Genomic DNA, 25,659 nt, shown 5'->3' with positions numbered 1-25,659 from the left:
GTACATTTGCAGGCTGTTAAGTTTTTATTAAGACTTCGCAAACAAAAAATTAACTTAATTTTATTTATGAAAAAACTTGTATTTAGTATTTTATTTGTACTGCAAGTAGTTTTTGTTTGGGCTCAACAAAACCCGTCACTAAGGGGAAAAGTTGTTGATTCGAAATCGCAAAAACCACTACGAAATGTTGTTGCTACTATTCAAAGTACCAACCAATCTGTTATCACCAACGCAGAAGGTGTATTCCAGTTTCCAGTTCTTGCAGAAGGACAACAAACACTATCGGTAACAAGTACGGGGTACACTCCTCAAACTTTTGCTATTGAAATTGTTAAAGGCCAGACCGTTGACATGGGTATGGTTGTATTAGAAGAAGACATTACTTCTGAGCAACAATTGAGTTTAATCACTATTACAGAAAATGATTTGGGTGATGACAACAGTGGATCTGAAAGTACTTCAGGTTTATTACAGGCATCACGTGACGTTTACCAACAGGCTGCGGCTTTCAACTGGGGACTTGCACGTTTCAGAATCAGAGGTTTAGACAATGAGTACGGTACTACAATGATTAATGGTATCGTTATGAATAAACTATATGACGGAAGACCACAATGGAGCAACTGGGGTGGATTAAACGATGCAACAAGAAATCAAGAATTCACGATGGGTTCAGGCCCTTCTGACTATACTTTCGGAGGGATCTTAGGAACTCAGGAAATCAATACCAGAGCTTCTTTCTACCGTCCGGGAACAAGAATCTCTTTCTCAGGAACAAACACAAACTACTCCTGGAGAACCATGGGTACTTATGCTTCCGGTTTAACAAAAGACGGATGGGCATTTGTGGTTTCCGGTTCAAGAAGATGGGCTAAAGAAGGTTTCTTCGAAGGAACTGACTATGCTGCAAACTCATTATTTGTTAGTGTTGAGAAAAAATTCAACGAAAAACACAGTTTGAACTTTACCTCTATATATGCACAAAACAGCAGAGGAAAAAACTCTCCTAACACTCAGGAAGTTACGGATTTAATGGGTTATAAATATAACTCATACTGGGGATGGCAAAATGGAAAAAGAAGAAATTCCAGAGATAAAAATGTTGATGAGCCAATGATGATGTTAAGCCACTATTGGAAAATTAACTCCAAAAACACTTTAAACACTAACGTAGCTTACCAATCGGGTTCTATCGGTAATACCAGATTAGAATATCCGGGTGGAAATAATCCAGATCCAACGTATTACAGAAATTTACCTAGTTATTATTTAAATTACCACACTTCAGCAGGTCAATGGTTACCAAACAGAACTGAAGCAGCTGCTGCAAGAGAAAACTTCCTGAACAACAGCCAGATCAACTGGAACGATATGTATACTGCTAACCAGAATACATCCGACGGAAGAAGTGCTTATGCACTTTCTGAGCAACGTACAGATGACAAACAGTTTACAGCAAACTCTATTTTAACTTCAGAATTATCAGAAAACATCAGCCTTAACGCTGCCGTTAATTTCAAAAAATTAACGTCTCATAATTTTGCTACTGTTGTAGATTTATTAGGTGGTGATTACCTTTTAAATGTGGATAAATTCTACCCTGGTTCAAGAGGTCAGTTTGACTTGAACAACCCGGATGCTCACATTACTGAAGGTGGTATCTTTGGTTACAACTATAACTTATTAGCGAATGTTGTTGACGGATTTACACAATTCAAATTCAACTACAAAAAAGCTGATTTCTACTTAGCACAATCGTTCTCCCGTTCTGAATACCAAAGAGAAGGTTTATTCAAAAACGGTAACTACTCGACTAACTCTTTCGGAAGAAGTGAGAAAGTAACTTTTGAAAACTTCGGTTTCAAAGGAGGTTTAACATACCGTGTAACAGGTGCACATTCCCTGAACTTTAACGGAGCTTATATGACTAAAGCGCCTAACTTAAGAAATACTTTTGCCAATGCCCGTAACAACAACAACATTACTCCTGATTTAGAGAGTGAAAGAGTTTTCAGTGCTGATGCAAGTTATATCTTAAGAACACCAAAATTAAAAGCACGTTTAACCGGTTTTATGTCTAAAATTCAAAACGTAACAGAATTATCATTTTACTATGCTGAGAACATTTCTGATGCAGAAGGAGATGAGGATTCTTTCGTAAGTGAAATCGTAACCGGATTAACGAAAAAGAACATCGGAGCGGAGTTAGGTATCGAGTACCAGATTACGCCTACAATTAAAGCAACAGCTTCTGCTTCTTACGGTCAATATACGTATGATAACAATCCTAACGTAAAAATTAACGACGATGCACAGGCTTCTGTTTCAAACACTTTCCCTGTTACTAACTTCGGAAAAGCATATCTTAAAAATTACAGACAACCGGGTATGCCACAACAAGCTTACTCTTTCGGTTTAGAATATAGAGATCCTCATTTCTGGTGGATTGGTGCTAACGTAAACTACTTGGCAGACAACTACATGGATGTATCTAATGTTTTAAGAACAGACAACTTTACAATTGATCCTTCTACTGGTTTATCATATGTTGGTGCTAACGAAGAAACGGTTAGAAAAGCGTTACAACAGGAAAAATTCAATGATTTCACATTGGTTAACTTAACAGGTGGAAAATCATGGAGAATCAGCAAAAAGAACAGAAACACTTTAGGTTTCTTTGCTAGTGTTAACAACCTTTTTGATGTTACCTACATCACTGGTGGTTTCGAGCAATCAAGAAAAGCTACTTACCCAGACCAACAACAAGATATGGCAAGCGGTATCCGTTCTTTCGGTTCTAAATATTTCTACGGTTACGGAAGAACTTATTTCTTAAACGTATATCTTAATTTCTAAAAAATAGTATATGAAAAATATAAAAATCAAACAATTATTGTTTTTAACTATTCTTTTAGGGGTTTTCACAAGTTGTGTAAAAGATGACGAGTTTGACATCCCTACTTTAAAAGAGGTTTTATTCTACGAAAGCTTTGAAAGCACTACTCCGGGTAGTGGTTCTGTTGAAAATGCAATCGCTCTTCCAGGTTGGGGAAATTTTGCTGTTCACGGATCAAGAAAATGGCACAGCAGAGCTTTCAGCGGTAACAAATATGCTGAATTCTCTTCTTTCTATTCAAATGCGGCAACAGACCCGAATGATGAAATCTGGTTAGTTACTCCGGCTATTGACTTATCAAGTTCTCCGGCTGCTTTTTTAGCCTTTGAAACAAAAATAAGATTCTGGCAAGGTGCTGCATTAACTGTTTTAGTATCCAAAGATTTTGACGGTACTCAGGCAGGTATCGCTACTGCTACATGGACAGAGTTGAACCCGACTTTACCAGGTAGTACTCAGGCGGATGTATTCCTTTCAAGTGGTCCTGTGGACTTAAGCTCTTATGTTGGTAACTCTAATGTTAGAGTTGCTTTCAAATATGTTGGAAGCCGAAATGGAATTACAACTACCGTTCAACTTGACAATGTGAAAATTTACGAAAACTAATACGTATGAAAAATTTTAATATAAAAAGCATTTTTATTATCCCTGTTCTTTTCGCAGTTGCTACAAGCTGCGTGAACGGTGATCATTATTCTGCTCCGGATTTATCGGGAGATTGCTCTAATCTTACAGCAACAAAACCCGTTACAGCTGTTACTTCAAATGCTACAGCAGCCTACAAAAAATATGAAGATGCCGATATTATCGAAGCTTATGTAACATCAAGTGACGAAGGTGGTAACTTCTACAAATCAATTTCATTGGTTTCTACAGACGGAACTGTTGGATTCAGTATGCCAATTGATGCCTACAATCTTTACAACAGATACGAACCGGGAAGAAAAGTTTTTGTTAACATGAAAGACCGTTATTATGCAACGGAATTCAATTCTACAATCATTGGTTCTTTATTTAACAATGATACTCCTGATAATCCAAGTGATGATAAAGTAGGTAGAATTTCTGCTAATGACTATAAAAATATCCTGAAAGCTTCTTGTACTAAAGTTAACGAGGATCAGATTGTAAAACACCTTACGATTAATGAGGCAAAAAGCAATCAGTATCTTAACATGCTGATCGAGTTGGATGGTGTTCAGTTTTCGGATGCTTCAAACGGGAAAATGTATTATGATGCCAGCTTAAACAGCTTAGGTGGTGCTACTAACCACAACATCACTGATATCAACGGAAATTCTTTGATCCTTAGAGTAAGTTCATTTGCTACTTTTGCTGCAGATGTAACTCCTAGAGGAAGTGGAAAAATCAGAGGTGTTATGACAAAATATAACAACGATTTCCAGTTCATGATCAGAACAATCAATGATGTTAAAATCGAGAATCCAAGATTACAGGCTTTCTTTAGCCAGGATTTCGAAAGCATTACGGCTACCGGTGCTAACCAGTTCATCAACTTACCGGGATGGTCTAACGTTTCTTTAAACAATGGTGCTAAAAAATGGGAAGCCCGTATTTTCAGCAGTAACAAATACGCACAACTTTCTGCTTTTGGTTCCGGAGAAACAAACATGAATACCTGGTTAATCACACCGGCAATCAACATGGACAACACCACTAATGAACTTTTACTTTTTGGTTCTAAAATTGGTTTTGCAAATGGTGTAGCGGTTACAGTATTAATTTCGACCAACTATGATGGTTCAGGAACTGCTGCTGCGGTTAACGCGGCAACATGGACACCATTGAATCCAACTATGGCTCCACAAACGCAGTCTTATCCAACAGACTTCGTTAGTTCAGGACCGGTAGACATTTCGTCATATAACGGAAACGTTCATATCGCCTTCCGCTATGTTGGTTCATCAACCGGTATTAATTCAACATACCAGATTGACAACATTAAAGTTTACGGTGCTCAGCAATAAGCAGGCATCTTAATGATACCCAAAACAAAAAGGGGCATTGTACAATGCCCCTTTTTTTATTGCCGTAACGCAACGGTCAGTACAAAGCTAACCGGGCAGGCCTTCAAAGCCTGCGCTTTATTTTAAGCGTTTTTACAGCTGCTTTTTTAAAAGATCACGGATTTACCCACCTTTACCGGAAAACAGCGTTAATCCAATAAAAAGGGCGGTCAGATGACCGCCCTTTTCTTATTTGATGAAGAAAGAATCTTATTTCTTAACAATTAAGAATTCGGATCTTCTGTTTTTCGCATATTCCTCTTCGCTGCAATTCTCGCCACAGTTCACTTTCGGCTCGCTTTCGCCATATCCTTTACCGGATATTTTGTCTTTCGCGATTCCTTTAGAGATGATGTACTGAACGGTTGATTTTGCTCTTCTGTCGGACAGGTTCATGTTGTACTGGTCACTACCTCTGCTATCGGTATGGGATTTCACCATGATCACCATAGCCGGGTTGTTTTTCATTACCTGAACCAGTTTGTCTAACTCAAACGCCCCTTGTTGGGTAATGTTGCTCTTGTCGTATTCAAAGTAAATATCATTCAGGATGATCTCGGTTTCGGTTACAATTACATCGATTGGCTGTAAGTCGGCATTGATATTAACAATACCGCCTCTTGTTTTACTCACCGGGAAGTTATTGCTCTCATAACCGTCTTTGGCTACCTGAAGGGTGTAGGCTTTGTCACACTCCACATCGTAAGATACTGTTCCGTCTGCCGCCGTTGTTTTGGTAGCGATGATGTTGTTCTTCTCGTCTAAGATCGCTACGCGGGCTCCTGATAATTTAGAACCTGTTTTAGCATCTCTCACTAAAGAAACCACTTCCACCCCACATACCGGAGTGGCACTGTAGATGTTGTCTACCCCGCCACGGTTACTGGATACAAACCCGATGTTTTTAGCGGTATTGAAGCTGAATGCGAAATCGTCTTTTTCAGAGTTTACCGGTTTGCCCACATTGGCAGCCTCGGTTCCTTTGTTAAGATCGATCACATAAACATCCATGCCTCCGAATCCCTGACGGGCATCGGAAGAGAAATACAATTTGTTCTCATCGGTAATAAACGGGAAACTCTCGTTTCCTTCGGTATTGATCTTCTTGCCTAAGTTCTCCGGAGTTCCGAAAGAGCCATCGGCATTCACACTTACTTTCCAGATATCCACACCCCCTACAGATCCGGGCATGTTGGAAGAGAAGTATAATGTTTTGCCATCTTTGCTTAAACTCGGATTGCTGGTCGAGTAGTCTTTGCTGTTAAAAGGCAGCGGCGTTGGTTTGCTCCATTTTCCATCGGCTTTAACCGATTTGAAAAGTGCCACCTGTCCGAACTTTAACTTCTGAGCCTTGTCTTTTTCAAACAAGCCTTCGTTAAAACTCTCACTGGCCAGGTACATGGTGTTTCCGTCTGCACTGATGCTTGCCGGTCCGTCATGGAACTTGGTGTTTACCCCTTCCACAGCTGTTGGCTGGCTGAAAGTACCATCGGCGTTGTATACCGCACTGTACAGGTCCAGGTAAGGCTGTTCGTTCCAACCGTAGGTTTTACGGGAGGTATTACGGGCCGAGGCAAAATACAGGGTATTGTCGTTGCTTAACATGGCTCCGAAATCGGACTTGTCGCTGTTAATATCCAATGATTTGATGTCGAAGGATTTTGCTTTTTCATTCAGCTTAGGCAGATAGTTCGGGTTTTGTTTGAAAGCTACCGCACGCTGATCGTTTGGTGCCATATTGGCAAACTTCTGCAGCTGTTTGTTCGCTTCTTCATATTTTCCGTCTGCTTTAAGCATCTGTGCATAGCGGTAATAGGTCTCGGCATCCTGTTTTTCGGTCAGGGCCTTGGCATACCATTTACTGGCTTCGGCAGCGTTGAATACATTGTAGTAGCTATCGGCCAGTTGTTTGTATACATAACCGTCTGCTTTTCCTTTGTCTACCAGTTTGAGGTATTCGCTTGCCGCGTCCACATACTCAAAACGGTTAAAGAGTCTGTCTGCGTTTTTGGTGTCTTTGTTTTGTGCCGATAGTGTCGAACTGGCGATCACAAAACTTAAAGTGATATATAAATTCTTCATGTCTTAGGTCGCTTTTATATTAGAAATATCTTGGAGATCGGGACACTTTCTTAGAGAAGTTCACATCAAAAAGAAGGATCACTTCGTGAGAAGAAGGTGTGGTTACTTTCAGGTCGGATACGATATGGTCGTAAGCATATCCGATTCGAAGTCCCGGAGTGATAGCATAATTAACCATTGCTCCGAAGGAATCATCCAAACGATAGGTAGCTCCGATTTCGAATTTATCATAAAACAGGAAGTTGGTAGACACATCCAGGGATACCGGTGCATCGAAAGCCGACTTAACTAAGAAGAACGGTTTGAATTTCAGGTTTTCGTTCAAATCAAATACATATCCCCCAGTTAAGAAGTAATGTTGTTTGTCGGAACCGAATTTCTTTCCGTCATAATCCAGGTAGGTATTGCTTAGCATATTGGGAACCGAAAGGGCCATGTAATACTTATTGGTATAATAGAAGATCCCGCTTCCTACGTTAAAGAAGGTACGGCTGGTGTTTTGAGCAAATGCCGGGTCATTGGCATCGGGCACGAACCCGTTACCGATCTGGTCGAACAATCCGATCTTATGAAAGGTTGCTCCGGCCTTGATCCCTAAAGCCAGTTTGTGTTCTCCGCCCAGGTTCAGGGTATAGGAGAAATCGGCATATACGTTGTTTTCTTTTACCGGTCCTATCTTATCGGAGATCACCGAAAGTCCCAATCCGACATTCTTACCCACCGGGCTGCTGGCCGCGAAGGTTGCCGTTGAAGGAGCTCCGTCCAGATCTACCCATTGTTTACGGTATAGCAATCCTCCGGAAAGGCTTTCTTTAGAACCTGCATAAGCAGGGTTGATGACGTTCATATTATACATGTATTGTGTATAATGCGGATCTTGTTGTGCTGAGGCCTCATATAAACCGATAAAGGCTAAAAAGGCGGTCAAATATATTTTCTTCATTGGTGTAATTTTTGTGGAATAAAGCGCTGTTCACAATAAGGTGAACAGCTGCTTTATTAAAATAGTTACTACTTATTTCTCTCTGTTGATATAAATCCAACCTGTTTTAGTCTCGCTGCCTTTTAATTCTATAACATAGAAGTAAGTACCGTCTGGTAGTTCATTTCCGCCATTGGATTGTCCGAACCACTGATTGGTGTAACCCGCTCCGTGTTTGAAGACTTCTGTTCCATAACGGTTGAAGATGCCTAGTTTTTCAACATTAAATCCGGTCAGGTCAAAAGTATCGTTCAGTCCGTCGCCGTTTGGAGAGATACCTCTCTGGATCTGACAGTAGATCTGTTCTACCGTATAGGATTTCTCTAACGAGCAGCCGGCTGCCGTGGTTACTTTTACGCTGAACTGTGCCGGAAGCACAGGAGTCGTACCTGAGGAAGTATAATAGTTGGTTACATTAAAGCTAACGTTATCGTTGCCTACCGGAGCTCCGGTGCTATTGTACCACTGGAAGTGGGCATTGCTCAGATCCAGCGCACCATCAGCGTTTTGTACGTTCAGTACAAATTCATTACCGATACAGTCTCCGAAGATCTCATAGGTAAAGGCTCCCTGAACCGTTACGGTTAATGTTGCGTTTTGAGCACATTGTCCTGTTGTTGGTGTAAAGGTATAGGTACCTGTTGCAGTGTTGCTCACCACAGCCGGTGACCAGGTGCCTGTTACGCCTTCCAGAGAAGTTGTCGGCAATACCGGTGCGGTATCGCCAGGGCATATTGCTGCTACCGGTGTAAAGGTAGGCTGGGTAGCCGGGATAACGGTGATGGTCATCGTAGCCGGGCTTCCGCATTGTCCTGTTGTCGGGGTAAAGGTATAGGTTCCTGTTGCGGTGCTGCTCACCACAGCCGGTGACCAGGTTCCCGTTACACCTTCCAGAGAAGTTGTCGGTAATACCGGTACTGTAGCATTGGTACAGAACGGTGCGATCTGGGCAAACGTTGGCTGAACACCCGGGTTAACCGTGATGGTTAACGAACCGTTTGCGGCACAGTTACCGGAAGCCGGTGTAAACATATAAGTCGTTGTAGTTGTATTATCCACTACTGCCGGATTCCAGGTTCCCGGAATTCCTTCCTGGGAAGTTGCCGGTAATGCCGGTGCAGGATCATTCGGACAGATTGCCGGAATTGCTGCAAACGTAGGGACAACCGGTTGATTAACCACAACTGTCATTTGCGTTGTCGCGGCACATTGTCCTGCATCAGGAGTAAACGTATAGGTTCCTGTAGCAACATTACTCACCAATGGCGGCGACCAGGTTCCGGTTATGCCTTCTAAAGAAGTGCCCGGTAAAATTGGCGGACCAGTGGTTATATTTGCACAAAATGGCGGAATCTGCGTAAACGTTGGCGTAGTTCCGGTATTCACCGTAACCGTTAGTGTAGCCGTAGTGGCACACTGACCTGCATTTGGTGTGAAAGTATAGGTTGCCGTTGCCATATTATCCACTACTGCCGGATTCCAGGTTCCGGTAATCCCTTCTATCGAAGTCAATGGTAAAACCGGTGCCGTAGCGCCCGGACAGATTGGTGTCACGGCTGTAAACGTTGGCTGTATATTTCCATTATCGTCAAAAACAATTTCCAATGTACTGATACAATATAATGTTGTCCAGTCATATTTGTATGTTCCGCCAACGGTAAAACCGGAAATAGTTGTATTGTTTAAGTTCAGATTAGCAATAACAGTAGTCGCCGGGTTACTGCTGTGGGCAGACCACGTTCCTACTCCAGCAGCCGAAACGTTTGCTAAGTTATTGGTACAGCTTAAATTCAGCGGATTAGGCGAAATAATACCATTATTGGCGGTAAAATTAATATTATCCAAAAAGTTCCCCACACTCGGATTTCCACCCGAGCTCGAAATAGATTGGAAAATAAATCGGGTAACGGTTTGTCCAACCGGAACAGTATAATTCCCGGTATAATAACCCCATGCCGTTTTATCTGTCGACACGCTGGTTACCAAAGTATAAGGTCCGCCCGGAGGTCCTGCATACAATCCGCAGGAATCCACACCCATTCTTCCTCTATGGGCAAAACCATAGGTAAACTGTGTGGTCACTGGTGTCAGGTAATCCTGGTAAACTCCGGAAACTTCATTGGCATTCAGCTCAATAAACTGTGTTCCGGAATAGGCCGGTACACTTTCATAATTCGGTGTATTCCAGAATTCCATGATCTGATCCGATGCCGTTGTTCTCCATCCCAATACCGTATTGTGGTTAATCATCTGCGGATAGATTGAAGTCGAAACGATATCCGGTAATTCAAAATCGGCATTTACTGTATTGATCAAACAATCGGAACTATTATTATTTGCCGGTGGCGTTGGTGTTTTCACACAAATGTCAAAATTAACATTCTGAGTCGCACTGTTTGAATTGATCGTCGCTCTGATTTTATAAACCGTATTCGGCTGTAAGCCTGTTGCAGTTATCGAGTTATTGAAACTACAATACAACTGGGTCAGGTTACCGCACACATCCCCTTGATACATCGTTAGAACAATCGGAAGCGGGCTGCCGGTAAAGTTTAACAATTCTATCAGATGGGTACTGTTTGTTGCTGTAAATTGAAACCAGATGTCACCGCCATTGGCCGTTCCGCAGGTACCTGCTTCAGGAGAAGCGGTAGAACCAAAGAACGAAACTGCGGTTATTTGTGTACATTCATTGGTTAAATTAACCGGTAAGGTATAGGCGGCACTACAATTGTCATTCCCAATCGCTGTTGTAAAAGTAACCGGTAAAGACCATAAACTGACATCGGTAGCACTACAAAGGGCTCTCACATAAAAATCATAGGCTGTGAAAGGCTGCAGTCCGCCAAAAGTATACGGCGGCGGTGTATTTACAATAGCTGTAATTGCTGTGGACGGCAGTGGCGTTGTGTTAGGTGATGGTGTCCCCACCGGAACAGCCACAACTTCCCAACTGGTTGCCGTTCCCATTTCCAGCCATGTTAACTGAACCGAATTGCTCGTAGGGTTCGAAGCCGCTAAGTTCTTTGGCTTCGGACATGTTGGCGGCGGTCCGCAGGTAACGGTAGCATCCCATCCCGGACGCACACCGCTTCCATCGGAAGTGAACACAAAAGTGATACAGCCTCCCGGAGCAGCAGATTCAAAAGGTCCCGGTAAATTGGCACCGGTCAGGTTGCCGTTAAAGGTTCCCAACAGTGTTCCTGCCGTTCCGGTTCCTTCATATACCCTTAAGTAATCATAGCCGGCTTCCGTATTGAAACTATTGAATTCAATCGTAACAATATCGGTAGCATTTACAGGACAAATAGTCGTTGTAACGTTGGCGCTATTGGCATAATCTCCGGTTGCGCCTCCGGTATCATAGAAATGATCGCCTCCGCAATAATCCGGTAATGTTTTGCTGTTTCTTGGTCCTGTCCAGGTACTCTTATCGGTAGTACTGCAAAGGGCTCGCACATAGAAATCATAATTGGTATCCGAATCCAGCCCGTTTAACACATAAGGCGGTGGTGACGTCACGATGGCCGTGATGGCCGTTGACGGAACCGGGTTCGAATTGGGTGATGGTGTTCCTGCCGGTACAGCCATCACTTCCCAGCTGGTTGCCGTTCCGGTTTCTGTCCAGGTTAACTGAACGGAACCACTTGTAGGATTGGTTGTATTGAATGCTGTCGGCTTCGGACAAGTTGGCGGCGGCCCGCAGGTAACGGTAGCATCCCAACCCGGACGAACACCGCTTCCATCGGAAGTAAATACAAAGGTTAAACAGCTTCCCGGTGCAGACTCAAATGGTCCCGGTAAATTCGCTCCGGTTAAGTTTCCGGTGTAAGTTCCTAATAAGGTTCCGGCTGTTCCCGTTCCGTCATATACTCTTACAAAATCATAATTTGCTTCTGTATCAAAGCTGTTGAATTCTACCGTTACAATCTGACCGGCAGCAGCAGGGCAAATGGTAGTTGTAACGTTAGCGCTATTGCCATAATCTCCTGATGCCCCTCCCGGATCATAGAAATGATCGCCGCCACAATAGTTAGGCAGGGTTCTGATAGTCGCTGCTCCAGTCCAGTAACTGGAATCGGTAGGGCTGCAAACGGCTCTTACATAAATATCAAAAGCGGTATCTGATGTTAATGTCAATATTGTTGATGGTGTTGTCGTTACCGATACGATACCTGTTGTTGGCGGTATTGTATTCGGCGAAGGTGATCCTGCCGGTAAGGCAATCACTTCCCATGCCGTAGCCGTTCCGGCTTCTGTCCAGGATACCTGAACGGAATTCATGGTAATATTACTGGTCGTCAGCGCCGTTGGCTGCGGACATGTTGGCGGAGTACAATCCGTTGGTCCGGTATATAACAAACTGTCCTGAGAACCGGTTCCCGGTGGTTTGGTGTAAAGGGTAACGCCAAAAGGTGTTACTACCGTAAGGCCTACTTCTGCCGGGTAGCTTCCTCCGGCATTCCAGTATACTTCAAACGGAATTCCCGAACATAACGCTATCTGCGCCGTTACCGGGTTTGTTCCGTCGGCAGCTGCCGGTCCTGTTAGCGTTCCGATAACTACTCCGTTTTGTTTGATGCTGATCGTATTGCCGTTCCAGCCGTCACCATAGGTATCTCTCATGATGAAATTGAAGTTACAGGCATTGTTACAAAGCGGTGTCTGGAATGGTTTTGGCCCGGACCATTGGCTGAACGATCCGTCCGGACATTTTGCTCTTACATAATATTCATAGGCTGTTCCGGCAGTTAAAGCGGCTCCGGCCAATGTGGTAGTGGCTGTATAAGGCATGGCTGTAACCGTTGTTCCGGCTCCGGCTGGTACTCCGGCTCCCGGAAGCTGTACCGCCACCTGCCATTCTGTTGCTCCGGAAGGATTCCCCCAGCTTAGATCGGCAGAAGTCATGTTTAAGGCTCCTACGGCTAAAGCTGTTGGCGGCAAACAGTTAATTTGCTGAATCACCAAAGTGTAGCCTGTAGATACCGGTGTAGCATTGGTTGAAATCACAAAATAATAGGTCGTTCCGGCAGTTACCGGAAAGTTTGTAATATTCCGGATATTGGAATTCGAGTTCCCTACACCCGCCAAACAGCTGGTTCCTATATTGGCACAATTGTTATAAACAAAAATACCGGAATAGGTTGCTGTAGGGGTCATGGAAATATCGATTATCCCGGTAGTTGTGGCCGTATAGGCATATACGACATCGTTACCGGTCAGGTAGTTTGTTGTGGTACCACAGCCGGTTGTTCCTTGACTGCTGGTGATGTTGTTCCCGTAGTTCGCCGTGTTATCCGTTGTAGAATATGGCAGTCCGCCAATAACAATCGGGGCGGCACAGGTTTGTCCTAAAGATACGGTCGTAAAGTAAAAAGGTCCAGCCCAATCACTGTACACATCGGTTGTACCTCCTGTACATTTGGAACGTACGCGGTACTGGTAAACCGTACCCGGCGTTAAATTTTGTGCTGTATAAGGATTTGTTGTTATTGCTGTTCCCACTCCTGTTAATGGAGAAGCAGAAGGTACTACTTCAATTTCCCAATTGGCAGAACCGCTTGGATTGGTCCATGACAGGGCAGCCGTTGTGGTGGTTATGGTATTTGCAACACCATTTGTAGGATCCAGACATCGCTGTACTAAATTAATATCATCAATCACAAAACGGTCACCGCCCACAGCTGCTGTAGGCTGGGTATAAACCCTTACAAAAGCGATATAGACACTTTGGTTGGCAAGATTGAGCCCGGCAAGGTTAATTACCTGTTCGGCATAGGTTCCTGCTGCAGAAGAAATTTGTGATTCGGTTAAATCGGCAGCCATTATGGTATAGCTGCTCATGTTACTCTGATCGTTGCCGGTTGAGATACGAACCTGTAATTTAGATCCCTGATCTCCGGCACGGCCTTGTTGTGCAAAAAAGCGTAATTGTCCGTTTGCGGGAATGGTAACCGGGGGAGTGATTAACCAGTCTTCTTCGGTATTACCGATTCCAATGTTTACCCGTTCAACGGAATAGGCATATTGCCCGGTGTGTGGCGGTGAAGTCGCCGAGTTAGGCCCACTTCGAAGCCATAAATTGGTGTTTGATGGACCCATTCCTACACCATTATCAAGGATCAGCCAGCCTGTTGGCAAGGCAGAAGCTCCCTCAAAACCTTCAGGGAAAGTCTGGGAAAAGCCCACAAAACTCAATAATGACATAAAAATTAAAAGCGTAATTTTTTTCATAAGCATTTGTGTTATATAGTTTTAGTAGTTTTTAAATATAATGCCTATTTAACAAATAAATAACTTATATTTCTAAAATAAACAAAAAAACCGTTTTTTGTTACAATATTTTAACACATCTGATTCGGCAGGAATTGCTTATTTTTGCAATTCAAAAGAATAAAATGCTAGAAAAAGAAGTAATCAATTTTGAAAAGACTGTAATAGTAGGGATCATTACTAAGGAGCAGTCGGAAGAGAAACTTAGTGAGTATCTCGACGAGCTGGAATTCCTTACTTTTACTGCCGGTGGGGAGGTCATTAAACGCTTTTCCCAAAAGATGGAAAAACCAAATCCTAAAACATTTGTAGGAACCGGTAAAATGGAGGAGATCAATTATTATATAAAAGATAATGATGTTAAGACGGTTATTTTTGATGACGAGTTAACTCCCGCTCAGCAAAAAAATATTACAAGGGTACTGGATTGTAAAGTACTGGACAGAACGAATCTTATCCTGGACATCTTTGCACAAAGAGCAGAGACTTCCTATGCCCGTACACAGGTTGAACTGGCACAATGCCAATATTTGCTGCCAAGGCTTTCCGGTATGTGGACCCACCTGGAGCGTCAGCGGGGTGGTATTGGTATGCGTGGTCCCGGAGAAACGGAGATCGAAACCGACCGTCGAATTGTAAGGGACAGGATTGCTTTGCTAAAAGAAAAAATCCGCACGATCGACAGACAGATGTCGGTACAGCGCAGTAACCGCGGAGCGATGGTTCGTGTGGCTTTAGTGGGATATACCAATGTTGGAAAGTCGACCTTAATGAATGCGATTGGAAAAAGTGACGTTTTTGTTGAAAACAAATTGTTTGCAACACTGGACACTACCGTTCGGAAAGTGGTTATTAAAAATCTTCCGTTCCTGTTATCGGATACGGTAGGTTTTATCCGCAAGCTTCCGACACAATTGGTAGAATCCTTTAAAAGTACGCTGGATGAAGTTCGCGAAGCCGATTTATTATTGCATGTGGTTGATATCTCACATCCTGATTTTGAAGATCATATCGCCTCGGTAAACCAGATTTTACAGGACATCAAGAGTGCCGACAAGCCAACCATCATGGTGTTCAATAAGATTGATGCCTACAAGCATTTAACGATAGCCAACGATGATCTGATCACGGAACGTACCAGCAAGCACTATACCCTTGAAGACTGGAAAAACACCTGGATGTCTAAAGTGGGAGAAGATAATGCGCTGTTTATTTCGGCAACGAACAAAGAGAATTTCGAGGAATTCCGGGAAAAAGTATATGAAGCGGTAAGAACCATTCACATTACCCGTTTCCCGTATAACAATTTCTTATATCCCGATTATAAGGATGCTGTTGAAAAAGAAGACAATGAAGCATAAAAAAAAGCCCGATTTGATCGGGCTTTTTTTATTTCTATAATGGTTATCAGAAACCGTAATTAATACCCACTCCCAAAACCTGACGGATCTGGAATCCTTTGAAGGCATTGTCATCATAAATGGTCTGGAACGCTAAATTCGTTGACAGGTATTTATTGATTTTCATCACGATGTTTAACTGGTAATCCAAATCGATATTTTGCGGATCTTCCAGATAGTTCGAATACAAACTCAGGATGTTTTCAAACGAAACGTTTTCCATTAAACTGAATTTATAGTACCCGGAAGCATAAAAACCAAGTTCATAACGTAAACTTTTCCCCTGATCCACGCCAAAATAGGCATTGTTGGGAAGGGTAAAATCTTTGTCTACTATGGTCACTTTAGAAGTAGCCGGTGCCAGATTCACTTTAAGGTTATCGCTTTTCTTCCACAGCATACCCGGACCAAAAGTCAGATATCCCGGAGACAGGAAGTTCGTATATTCCGAACGCGTTTCTGCACCATCAGTATCCGTGCCGTAAACATATCCTTTTGTCATCTGGGTTTTAAAGTTTAAAAAAGCAGAATAGTACCAATATCCTGAAGCTTTTTTTCCAAGCAGGGAGTTAAACTCGAAACGGTCATCCGTTTTTTTCTCAAAAGCGGAGTTCTTTGTTTTTACAAGTCCGTAGGCTGCGATAATCTTGTTATCCCAGGACCACGGTCCTTTTTTGTAGTTAAAATCGTAATTTATACCCAGATTACCTGCGATATTATTCTCACCTCCGGCAACCCAGTTATTAAAAGCAGATTGATTAAAAAGAAACGAAACATTTCCTTTTTTCGTCCAGTGTTTGGTCGTATCCTGAACGGTTTCCTGTGCTTGTACGGCAATCGTACCGATGAAACAAAGCAGTGAAAAAGCAATTTTTCTCATAGATAAGGTTTTTCTGTTCACACAAAGTAACAAAAAAACACAAAAAAATCACAAAATTACGACGTAAAAACCGACAAAAGTCTATTTTCTCTTGTAAATCGGTACGGCAGAACAGGCTTCGCCAAACATAATGCTTTTGGCAACAGGCATTAATTTTTCTGTCGCCAGCACATATACTTCCTGCGGAACCGGTTTTTTAGAGCAGCCTTTAATAATAACAGGCTTACCTTCATAGGCCGAATAATCCAGCCGGTTTAAAATATCCTGAAATAAAGAGGTTTCCATCTGCGAAAGGGAACCGAGGTAGACTTTCTCGGAAAACGGCTTTAAATAAGATGTAATGAGCATATAGGCCCATGCCGGGACTATCGCATCCGTTGAGCAGAACAAAGCCACATAGCCACCTTTATAAACCGACCAGTCGAAATTTTTTAATTGCTCCCGAAAGTCTTTTTCGCGCAGGACAAATCCTTCAAACAGCCATTGGGCAATATCAATCGCAAACCGCTGTCCTTCCGGATAATAATCCTCCAGGTCAAAAACCTCCAGAGCGCTATTGGCAACCCTATTTACAATTTCTTCCATTTTTTTATTGCCAGTTGATTACAGCATTCCCAATTCCAGTTTGGCTTCTTCGCTCATTAAATCCTTACTCCAGGGCGGATCGAACGTGATTTCCACCTCACAGGATTTAACAGCATTAATGGATTTGATTTTTTCTTCCACTTCCATAGGCAGCGTTTCTGCTACCGGACAGTTAGGAGATGTTAAAGTCATCAGGATTTTTACGTCGTTATCCTCGTTGATCATCACGTCATAAATCAAACCCAATTCGTAAATATCCACAGGGATTTCCGGATCATAAATACCTTTCAGTACTTTTACAACATCCTCTCCCAAATTGATTGTATCGTTAAACTCTTCCATATTCTTTAGTTTTTGGCCTGAAACGCCAAAGCATACATTTTTATTTGTTTAATCATTGACACCAATCCGTTGGCACGGGTTGGCGACAAGTGTTCCTTTAATCCGATTTCGTCAATGAAATCCGTATTCGCTTCCAGTATTGCCTGCGGCGACTGATTGGAAAACGTGCGGATCAATATGGCAATAATTCCTTTGGTCAATATGGCATCGCTATCGGCCGTAAAAACAATATTACCGTTTTGTTCTTCTCCGTGAAGCCATACTTTCGACTGGCATCCTTTGATTATATTTTCTTCTTTTTTATATTCTTCATCAATCAGCGGCAAGCTTTTCCCCAATTCGATAATATATTCGTATCGCTGCATCCAGTCGTCAAACATGGAAAACTCATCGACTATTTCTTCCTGAATATCTTTTATGGTCATTGTTTTATTTTTTTTCAGTCAGTTCGTTTAGTTTGTTTACAATTTTTGCAATGGCTGCCGGCGGAAATCCATGGTCAAAAGTATCGGAAGCATAGGTGCCGTCTTTTGTTATTACTTTAAAGTTTGCCATAGCCGCTCCGTCATAAAATCTTTTTTCGGTAGGTGCTTTCAGATTCGGGATTCCGGCTAAATCCAGGTTTTTAAAATACCCCAGGATTTCATTCCAGTCTTTATCGGAAACCGCAATAGTTTTCGGCACTGCCGAGTCGCCTCTTCCCTTTACAACTTTTAAGGCTTTATTGTCCAGAACAATTTTAGTATAAAGTCCTCTTGAAGAGGCTTCATATTCAAAAACGGGTGATTCCTTTTCCTGTTTCATGGTTGCTGTTGTTGTATTACCGGAATCGTCAGTTGTTTTTTGCTGGGCAGAGTTGCAGCTTGTACAGCTAACAACAACTGCTACTAAAAGCGTTAATAGTTTCATCTTTTTTGTTTTTTAGGATAACATTTGCTGTGCTTTTTTAACCGCTTCTACAAATATATCAATTTCTTCCTTGGTATTATAAAAAGCAAAAGAGGCTCTTACCGTTCCCGGAATATCGAAAAAGTTCATAATGGGCTGTGCACAATGGTGTCCGGTTCTCACCGCTATACCTAATTTATCAACAATCGTACCAATATCGTACGGGTGAATGCCTTCAATATTAAACGAAATTACCGATGCCTTTTTAGCTCCGGTTCCGTATATTTTCAGTCCTTCGATTTCCAATAGTCGTTGTGTTCCATAAGCCAGCAATTCCTGTTCGTGCGCTTCAATAGCGTCAAACCCGATGGAATTAAGATAGTCAATGGCTTTACCCAGCACTATTCCTCCGGCGATATTGGGCGTTCCCGCTTCAAATTTATGCGGCAGTTCGGCGTATGTGGTTTTTTCGAAAGTCACTTCTTTAATCATTTCCCCACCACCCTGATACGGCGGTAACCGGTTCAGCCAGCTTTCTTTACCATATAAAATCCCGATACCGGTTGGCCCGCAAACCTTGTGTCCTGAAAACACATAAAAATCACAGTCCAGTTCCTGAACATCCGGGCGTAAGTGCGGTGTTGCCTGCGCTCCGTCAATTAAAACGGCAGCACCAACTTTATGTCCTTTTTCAATAATCTCCGCAATCGGGTTAAGGGTTCCCAATGCGTTGGAAATATGGTTAACGGTTATCACCTTTGTTTTTTCATTCAGCAAACGGTCAAATTCAGACATGATCAATTCTCCGTTTTCATTCATCGGGATGACAACCAGCCGGGCACCGGTGCGTTCGCATAGCATCTGCCACGGCACTATGTTGCTGTGGTGTTCTATAGCCGAAACCATTACCTCATCGCCCGGTTTCAGAATAGCGGCAAAACCGTTTGCAACCAGATTGATGCCATGTGTGGTCCCGGAAGTAAAAATGATTTCATAGTTGTGCTTCGCATTCAGGTGGCTTTGTATCGTGTTACGGGATACTTCATAGGCATCTGTAGCCAACTGGCTCAACGTGTGAACGCCTCTGTGAATATTGGCATTAATTTCTTCATAATACTTTGTAATCGCATCAATAACCACTTTCGGTTTCTGAGCGGTTGCTCCGTTATCAAAATATACTAATGGTTTGCCGTTAACTGTTTGTGAAAGTATTGGAAAATCGGCTCTTACAGCCTGAATGTCTATCTTTTTCATCTGATTTTGTCTTGTTTTTTAAGGTCAGACGGAACTTCAAAGCAGGTTATTAGCTCCTGCAAATCCGTTTCATTTTATTTTTATGCAAATTTACGGGATGTTTATTTAAAACAAGAATAAATTAAGACAGATTTAAGGCTATTTGTCTTTTGCCGGAATGCCAATAAAAAACCCCGACGGTAATCGGGGCTTTCGTTATTTAGGGTTTTCTTTTTTTCTCCGGATGCAGCCAGTAATACAACGGCGGAATGACGATTGGTGTAAACAGTAGTGTACTTAATAATCCGCCAATAATTACCGTTGCCAGCGGTCGTTGAACATCGGAACCAATTCCCGAAGAAATTGCTGCCGGTATTAATCCCAGAACGGCCAGTATGATAATCGACATGATGGCCCGCAGCTGTTCTTTGGCTGTTCGCTGTACCTTGTCTTTGAAATCTTCTTCATCCGGGATCAGGCTTGCCCGGTTCATCGCCGAAACCAGCAATACTCCTGCCATTACTGAGATTCCGAAGATCGAAACGAAACCAACTCCGGCCGATACGTTGAAATAATAACCCCGAAGCAGTAAGGCTACGATTCCGCCGCCCAGTGCAAACAGTATGCAGGTCATTGTTAACAAGGTATCTTTGAAATTTTTATACAGGAAGAACAACAGTATAAATACCAGCCCGATGGTTAACGGAATAGTCATTAACAATTGTTTACCGGCTCTTTCCAGGTTTTCATACTGACCTCCATATATGATTTCATAGCCTTTTGGCGTTGGAATGGATTTTTTAATTTTTGCCTGTAATTCATTTACAAAACCTACCTGATCACGGCCTACAATATTGGTTCTCACGGTAATCATACGTTTGCCGTTATAGTGGTAAATGTTGGTCTGACCCTGAATAAAGCTCACATCTGCCAGTTGTTCGATAGGAATAAGCGAACCGCTGGTAGAGGTTACCAGTAAGTTTTTGATTTCATCAATATTGGCACGATACTGCGGCAGGTAACGCACGATAACATCATAGCGTTTCACCCCGTCGTATAGCGTGGTAACGGCTTTTCCACCAATCGCGGCTTCAATAATATCCTGGATATCGGACACATTGATCCCGAATCGGGCCGTTTTTTCCCGGTCAATGGTAATCGACAGCTGATCCTGTGGTCCTTCCTGCTCGATATTAACGGAAGCACTTCCTTTCATGTTGTTCACAATCGAAACGATACTGTCGGCTTTGGCCCGCATCAGTTTTAAATCGTCCCCGACGATACTCACTGCAAGATCGGCAGCACTACCCGTTACAATTTCCATTACCTGGTCAATAATTGGCTGACCGGATGAGAACCGCACGCTTGGCAGCTGGTGTTCCAGATCGGCGCTGATGCGTTTTACCAGATCTTTCTTCGTAATGGTATCGCTCCACAGTTTGTAATCTTTCAGTCCTATCAGTATCTCGTTTCGGTTCGCCGGGAAAGGATCCGTTCCGTCATCATTTCTTCCTGCCTGCGTAATAACGTATGATATCTGCGGATACTTGGCTATGATTTTCCTGATCTTAGGAGAATATGTTGCATTTTCCTGGATTGAAATGCCCGATGCAAAGTTTCCTCTGAAAAAAATGGAACCCTCATCCAATGCCGGTAAAAATTCCGATCCCAGTTTCGCTCCGAAAGCAATTAAAACCAGCACGAAAAACATTCCGATATAAACGGTTCTTTTGTATTTTCTCAGGGTAACCGACAAAAAGTTATTGTATTTTTTATCTAAAAAGTCCAGGACAACGTTTTTGTGTTCTTTAATTTCCGCATCAACATTGGATACCACTTTGTTGTACACAAAGGAGATCAATACCGGGATTAACGTTAAGGCTGCCAGCATGGAACCGATTACCGCGAAAGATAATGTAAGCGCCATTGGTGAAAACAGTTTTCCTTCCACACGGGTCATTAACAATATTGGCATATAAGCCAGGATGATAATGGCCACGGAAAAGAAAATCTCACGTCCTACTTCCTGGGCAGACAACATCGTTATCGCTACAATTCCTTCTTTCCGTTCTTCCACACTGGCCTTGCGGTACCTCCTGATCAGGTGTTCCGCCATTACAACGGCTCCGTCTACAATGATACCAAAATCGATCGCACCAAGGGATAATAAGTTGGCCGGAATTCCGGTTAACCGCATGATGATAAACGCAAACAACAGTGAAAACGGAATTGTTAAAGCTACTACCAACGCACTTCTGAAACTTCCTAAAAAGAAAATTAAAACCAGGATTACGATACTAACCCCTTCAAACAAGGTTTTTCCAACGGTTTCCAAAGAGTGGTTAATCAGGAAGCTTCTGTCGTATAGTGTTCTGATCGTTACCCCTTCCGGAAGGCCGTGATCCTGCAAATCGGTAATACGCTGTTTTAGTTTCTGTAAGGCTTCACTCGGGTTTTCGTATCTTCTTAACAATACGATTCCTTCCACGCCATTGCTCACATCTACTTTTTCGGCATTGATGGTATATCCTAAAACCCCGCTTGGAGATGGTGGTGCAATTTCCACATCGCCCACATCACGGATAAATACCGGTAAGCCGTTCGCCGTTTTAATTACGATATTTTCAATGTCTTTTTCCGTTTTGATGGCTCCTAATCCCCTAACGGCAAAAGCCTGTCCGCCACGTTCTATCGTGTTACCGCCCGAGTTAATGTTGTTGGCCACAATTTTGCTTTCCACATCGGCAATGCTCAGGTTGTATTTTCGAAGTTTATCCGGCGACAATTGAATGTGAAATTGTTTCAGCGGTCCGCCAAAGGTGGTAATATCCGCCACACCGTCTGTTTGCAGTAAATACGGTTTGATCACCCAATCCTGCAAGTCGCGTATTTCCGTTGGCGTATAGCTTGGCGGTGCTTCCACCACATATCTTAAAATTTCACCTACGGCAGTCGATAACGGTGCCAGTTCCACATCTACCCCTTCCGGTAATTCTGCGGTTGCCAGTCTTTCCATAACCTGCTGTCTGGCAAAATAATCATCCGTTCCGTCTTTAAACGTAAGCTGAACGATCCCCAAACCAAAAATGGTCCGGCTTCTTCTGTCCAGTACATTTGGTGTATTCTGAAGCGCTCTTTCAATCGCTACTGTAACCTGTTGCTCTACTTCTTCTGCCGCTCTTCCCTTATACTGCGCCACAACAATTACGTTCGTATCGGCAATATCCGGATAGGCTTCTATTTTTAGTTGTGTGAAACACAGGTAACCTATAAGCATTAATGCGATGCTTATACCCACTACGATCCATCGGTTTCGCAGTGAGAATAAAAGTAAGTTCTTAATCATTTTTTACCATTGTTCCACAGCCTGTGTTATAATAAAACCGCCGCTGTATTGATTTCTTAATTCTGTTAACGCATTTTTCACTTTTTCTTCTTCATCGATAAAAGTAATTACCAGCGGCGTTTCATCAAATGAAAACCCGCTGTTGGGGCGCTTCAGTTTCTGGTGTTTACCAAATCCCATAATGCCCACAAAAGCTGTTGCGCCGGCAATATTTCTTTCCAATAAGAACAGCAAAATGAATTCGTATAAAGGTTTGATACCTTTCAATTCATCTTTATCAATAAAAATCTGAGCCTGTATCATACTTTTTAAAATTAATATCCAAAAGACAATCCTTTTAACTGCATTATTCCCTGGGTAACGACTTTCTCTCCTTTGTTTATTCCGCTAAACACTACTACTCTGTCGCCAATTTGCTGCCCTACTTCTACTTTTCTTCTCTCAAACTGTGCATCGTCTTTTTGAATGAAAACATAGTTCATTCCCTGAACGGTAACGATCGCCATTTTAGGAACACTCATCGTGTTGTCACTTTCCAGTCCGAAAGCAACGTTGGCATACATTCCAACTTTTAATTTATTGTTGGTATTGTCCAGTCCGATTCTGAGTTTTACCATACGGGTTGTAAAATCCACACGGTCGGCAATCGCTTCTATTTTCCCGGTAAATTTATCATTCGGGTAAGCGGTAAACTGTATTCTGCAGATGTCGCCCACTTTCAGTTTGCTGATCTGGTTTTCCGGAATATCACTCACCAGATAAGCCGTTCCTTTTTTCGCTCTGCGCAATAAGTCCGGATCAAATCCCGCCGATTTCAGCATTGCTTCATGCTCGATTATCGCCGCTTTTTCATTGGAAAGATTCGTCATTTCCATCGATAGCGCTGTTTGGGTATTCAGCAATTCCTGTCCGGTCATCGCGCCATGAAGGTTCAGGTCTTTTGCTCTGGCCAGCTCGATCTGTCTTTGTTTGATATTGACATTGCTGATCTGTTTAATATTGATCTGGTGCTGGATTAACTGTGTATAGTTCGATGCCAGTTCCGGGTTTTCAAATAAAACAATGTTATTCGAACTTCCGGAGTCGGATCCTAAAACGGTAGCTCCTACCAATCCTACCGAAACCAGGTCGCCGGTAATGGAACCATCGGCTATTGTTTCGGTTTTAAACAGTTTAAAGATGGCTTTATCCTTAAACGTTATACGGGTACCATTGTCTTCGACTTTTGGAGGTTGTGGTGCTTCTTCTTTCTTGGTTTCTTTGGAATTGCAAGAAAATAAGAGCATCATGATTACGAGTGAGAAAACGCTTTTCATTTATTGTGCTATTTGATGTATTAAACCTGTTGTATATAGTAATTTGATGTAACTTTCTTTATGCTGGTATATCGCTTCATAATAGTTTTCCTGCGTGTCATACCAGGTTCGCTGTGCTTCCAGAAAGTCAATCAGCGTGGTTCCGCCTCTCATGTAGGCATATTTCACATTGTCTAAAATGTGATAGGATTGTTCCCGCATTTTTTTCAGATTGGCCGCATTCTGTTCAAATTGTTTGTAGCTGGTATAGGCATTGCTGATCTCCGTTTTGATCTTTTCCTTGGATGTGATCAGTTCCTGCTCTGCTTTATCTCTGGTTACCTGCGATTTTTTAATTTCTCCCTGGTTTCTGTCGAAAAAAGGCAGATCGATAGTTGCGTATATCCCGACATACGGAACGTTGTTCTGCGGGTTGTAAACAGCACCCAGTTCCGGCTGCGGATAGGCTAAGCTTTTTTGAAGGGAAACATTGCTTTTCATGACTTCAATATTGCTTTTAAGTACATTGATATCGCTTCTGTTTTCGATAGCATTGTTGAGCAGTTCTTCCTGGTTTGCCAGAGCGCCCAGCTCCACGGCATCGTCACCGGCAATCGTGATGTCATCCGTAACGCCCAAAATGAATTTGAGGTTGTTGAGCTTGTTCTGGTAATCCTGTTTTGCCGTTTGTGCCAGCACGTTGTATTGACTGGCTACCAGTTCTGTCCTGCTGTAATCTGTAGTGGTGATCACCTGGTTTTTAAGACGGCTTTTGTTTACGGTAACCAACGTATCCCAGTTGTTTTTTGCCATTAATGCGGTTTGCCATTTTTTCTGCGACAGCCATACATCCAGCCAGTTCATGGCAACTTCCGTTAGTAAGTTTCGCTCAAAATCCTTGTAGTTCGCTTCTGTAACCGCAACACCTTTATTCGCAACATCAATTTTGTTTTTTCTTTGCGAAGGCAGCTGGAACTGTTTGGTTAACTGCCACCATACCTGTCTGTTCTGGGAATTGCTCCATTTGGTATCCGGAGCATAATGTGCCGATTCTGCCAATTGTAACGTCTGGTTATTCAACGACAAATTGGGTCTTAATTTTGCCGTTACAACGTCGGCCTGAGCCACCTGAACATTAAGCTGTTCGGTTTTTAGCTCCCGGTTGTTGGCTTTTGCCGTTTGGAGGGCAGTTTTAATGTCATAAACGGTTTGCGACATTAAAACATCTTTTGCTGTAACCAGTAAAACAAAAGTGAGAAATAGTTTCAATTTCATATAAAACAGTATTGAAAAATTGTATTCAACAACAAATCATAATTCTGCAACAAAATTCTATGTTCACTAAAATAAAAACTAATTTATGTCATTAGATTTTTATTAGATTTTCAATTTCTGTTAATAAAATTAACAATAAAAATCGTAATAAGATC

The 25,659-nt window shown here is 42.4% G+C and carries 17 protein-coding genes; 4 read left to right on the top strand and 13 right to left on the bottom strand.

What is annotated here, in order from left to right; all coding sequences use genetic code 11:
* The first annotated feature begins 66 nt into the window (after positions 1 to 66).
* From HW120_RS03980 to HW120_RS03970, 3 genes are read left to right on the top strand one after another with little or no spacing between them, the layout of a single operon-like run.
* Entirely contained in the window at positions 67 to 2,856 is a 2,790-nt protein-coding gene (locus tag HW120_RS03980) for a TonB-dependent receptor (RefSeq protein WP_177731049.1), read from the top strand.
* Positions 2,857 to 2,866: 10 nt separating this feature from the next.
* A complete protein-coding gene (locus HW120_RS03975; RefSeq protein ID WP_177731047.1) occupies positions 2,867 to 3,502 on the top strand; it encodes a choice-of-anchor J domain-containing protein in 636 nt (211 codons plus the stop codon).
* 5 nt (positions 3,503 to 3,507) lie between these two features.
* Positions 3,508 to 4,884, top strand: coding sequence for a DUF5689 domain-containing protein (locus HW120_RS03970; protein ID WP_177731045.1), 1,377 nt, complete (start codon positions 3,508 to 3,510; stop codon positions 4,882 to 4,884).
* 249 nt (positions 4,885 to 5,133) lie between these two features.
* Here HW120_RS03970 and HW120_RS03965 read toward each other — a convergent pair whose 3' ends face one another.
* The 3 genes from HW120_RS03965 to HW120_RS03955 form a co-directional block, all read right to left on the bottom strand.
* Positions 5,134 to 7,005 (bottom strand): OmpA family protein, encoded by a 1,872-nt coding sequence (locus HW120_RS03965; RefSeq protein WP_177731043.1) that lies wholly within the window; start codon positions 7,003 to 7,005, stop codon positions 5,134 to 5,136.
* Between the two features lie 19 nt (positions 7,006 to 7,024).
* Entirely contained in the window at positions 7,025 to 7,948 is a 924-nt protein-coding gene (locus HW120_RS03960; RefSeq protein ID WP_177731041.1) for a PorP/SprF family type IX secretion system membrane protein, read from the bottom strand.
* A 72-nt stretch (positions 7,949 to 8,020) separates the two neighbouring features.
* Complete coding sequence (locus HW120_RS03955; protein ID WP_177731039.1) at positions 8,021 to 14,221, bottom strand: fibronectin type III domain-containing protein; 6,201 nt, start codon at positions 14,219 to 14,221, stop codon at positions 8,021 to 8,023.
* Between the two features lie 164 nt (positions 14,222 to 14,385).
* Between HW120_RS03955 and hflX the strand changes: the two genes are divergently transcribed.
* Positions 14,386 to 15,621: a GTPase HflX gene (gene hflX, locus HW120_RS03950; RefSeq protein ID WP_177731037.1), complete on the top strand. Its 1,236-nt coding sequence runs from the start codon at positions 14,386 to 14,388 to the stop codon at positions 15,619 to 15,621.
* 46 nt (positions 15,622 to 15,667) lie between these two features.
* Here hflX and HW120_RS03945 read toward each other — a convergent pair whose 3' ends face one another.
* The 10 genes from HW120_RS03945 to HW120_RS03900 all read right to left on the bottom strand — a co-directional run bounded on the left by HW120_RS03945 (position 15,668) and on the right by HW120_RS03900 (position 25,504).
* Positions 15,668 to 16,540 carry a DUF3078 domain-containing protein gene (locus HW120_RS03945; protein ID WP_177731035.1) on the bottom strand — a complete coding sequence of 291 codons (873 nt, stop codon included), beginning with the start codon at positions 16,538 to 16,540 and terminating at the stop codon, positions 15,668 to 15,670.
* Between the two features lie 81 nt (positions 16,541 to 16,621).
* The gene (locus tag HW120_RS03940; protein ID WP_177731033.1) at positions 16,622 to 17,125 is read right to left on the bottom strand and encodes a DUF2480 family protein; all 504 of its coding nucleotides are present in this window, start codon (positions 17,123 to 17,125) and stop codon (positions 16,622 to 16,624) included.
* 18 nt (positions 17,126 to 17,143) lie between these two features.
* Positions 17,144 to 17,467 carry an SUF system Fe-S cluster assembly protein gene (locus tag HW120_RS03935; protein WP_177731031.1) on the bottom strand — a complete coding sequence of 108 codons (324 nt, stop codon included), beginning with the start codon at positions 17,465 to 17,467 and terminating at the stop codon, positions 17,144 to 17,146.
* A 5-nt stretch (positions 17,468 to 17,472) separates the two neighbouring features.
* Positions 17,473 to 17,892 (bottom strand): SufE family protein, encoded by a 420-nt coding sequence (locus tag HW120_RS03930; protein WP_177731029.1) that lies wholly within the window; start codon positions 17,890 to 17,892, stop codon positions 17,473 to 17,475.
* 4 nt (positions 17,893 to 17,896) lie between these two features.
* Positions 17,897 to 18,376 carry a hypothetical protein gene (locus tag HW120_RS03925; protein ID WP_177731027.1) on the bottom strand — a complete coding sequence of 160 codons (480 nt, stop codon included), beginning with the start codon at positions 18,374 to 18,376 and terminating at the stop codon, positions 17,897 to 17,899.
* 12 nt (positions 18,377 to 18,388) lie between these two features.
* A complete protein-coding gene (locus HW120_RS03920; RefSeq protein WP_317168415.1) occupies positions 18,389 to 19,609 on the bottom strand; it encodes an aminotransferase class V-fold PLP-dependent enzyme in 1,221 nt (406 codons plus the stop codon).
* 199 nt (positions 19,610 to 19,808) lie between these two features.
* A complete protein-coding gene (locus HW120_RS03915; RefSeq protein ID WP_177731025.1) occupies positions 19,809 to 22,934 on the bottom strand; it encodes an efflux RND transporter permease subunit in 3,126 nt (1,041 codons plus the stop codon).
* Between the two features lie 3 nt (positions 22,935 to 22,937).
* Positions 22,938 to 23,237, bottom strand: coding sequence for a DUF190 domain-containing protein (locus HW120_RS03910; RefSeq protein WP_177731023.1), 300 nt, complete (start codon positions 23,235 to 23,237; stop codon positions 22,938 to 22,940).
* Between the two features lie 11 nt (positions 23,238 to 23,248).
* A complete protein-coding gene (locus tag HW120_RS03905; RefSeq protein ID WP_177731021.1) occupies positions 23,249 to 24,250 on the bottom strand; it encodes an efflux RND transporter periplasmic adaptor subunit in 1,002 nt (333 codons plus the stop codon).
* Positions 24,251 to 25,504, bottom strand: coding sequence for a TolC family protein (locus tag HW120_RS03900; protein WP_177731019.1), 1,254 nt, complete (start codon positions 25,502 to 25,504; stop codon positions 24,251 to 24,253).
* Positions 25,505 to 25,659: the final 155 nt, after the last annotated feature.

It is taken from the genome of Flavobacterium inviolabile (genome assembly GCF_013389455.1).
Lineage (GTDB): Bacteria > Bacteroidota > Bacteroidia > Flavobacteriales > Flavobacteriaceae > Flavobacterium > Flavobacterium inviolabile.
This window is presented reverse-complemented; position numbering and strand designations above follow the sequence as displayed.

Bases quoted from the DNA above. Each gene is read 5' to 3' on its own strand.
- HW120_RS03910 (WP_177731023.1), bottom strand. From the start codon at position 23,237: ATGATACAGGCTCAGATTTTTATTGATAAAGATGAATTGAAAGGTATC.
- HW120_RS03980 (WP_177731049.1), top strand. From the start codon at position 67: ATGAAAAAACTTGTATTTAGTATTTTATTTGTACTGCAAGTAGTTTTT.
- HW120_RS03940 (WP_177731033.1), bottom strand. From the start codon at position 17,125: ATGGAAGAAATTGTAAATAGGGTTGCCAATAGCGCTCTGGAGGTTTTT.
- HW120_RS03925 (WP_177731027.1), bottom strand. From the start codon at position 18,376: ATGAAACTATTAACGCTTTTAGTAGCAGTTGTTGTTAGCTGTACAAGC.
- HW120_RS03965 (WP_177731043.1), bottom strand. From the start codon at position 7,005: ATGAAGAATTTATATATCACTTTAAGTTTTGTGATCGCCAGTTCGACA.
- HW120_RS03955 (WP_177731039.1), bottom strand. From the start codon at position 14,221: ATGAAAAAAATTACGCTTTTAATTTTTATGTCATTATTGAGTTTTGTG.
- HW120_RS03960 (WP_177731041.1), bottom strand. From the start codon at position 7,948: ATGAAGAAAATATATTTGACCGCCTTTTTAGCCTTTATCGGTTTATAT.
- HW120_RS03935 (WP_177731031.1), bottom strand. From the start codon at position 17,467: ATGGAAGAGTTTAACGATACAATCAATTTGGGAGAGGATGTTGTAAAA.
- HW120_RS03975 (WP_177731047.1), top strand. From the start codon at position 2,867: ATGAAAAATATAAAAATCAAACAATTATTGTTTTTAACTATTCTTTTA.
- hflX (WP_177731037.1), top strand. From the start codon at position 14,386: ATGCTAGAAAAAGAAGTAATCAATTTTGAAAAGACTGTAATAGTAGGG.
- HW120_RS03970 (WP_177731045.1), top strand. From the start codon at position 3,508: ATGAAAAATTTTAATATAAAAAGCATTTTTATTATCCCTGTTCTTTTC.
- HW120_RS03920 (WP_317168415.1), bottom strand. From the start codon at position 19,609: ATGAAAAAGATAGACATTCAGGCTGTAAGAGCCGATTTTCCAATACTT.
- HW120_RS03905 (WP_177731021.1), bottom strand. From the start codon at position 24,250: ATGAAAAGCGTTTTCTCACTCGTAATCATGATGCTCTTATTTTCTTGC.
- HW120_RS03945 (WP_177731035.1), bottom strand. From the start codon at position 16,540: ATGAGAAAAATTGCTTTTTCACTGCTTTGTTTCATCGGTACGATTGCC.
- HW120_RS03915 (WP_177731025.1), bottom strand. From the start codon at position 22,934: ATGATTAAGAACTTACTTTTATTCTCACTGCGAAACCGATGGATCGTA.
- HW120_RS03900 (WP_177731019.1), bottom strand. From the start codon at position 25,504: ATGAAATTGAAACTATTTCTCACTTTTGTTTTACTGGTTACAGCAAAA.
- HW120_RS03930 (WP_177731029.1), bottom strand. From the start codon at position 17,892: ATGACCATAAAAGATATTCAGGAAGAAATAGTCGATGAGTTTTCCATG.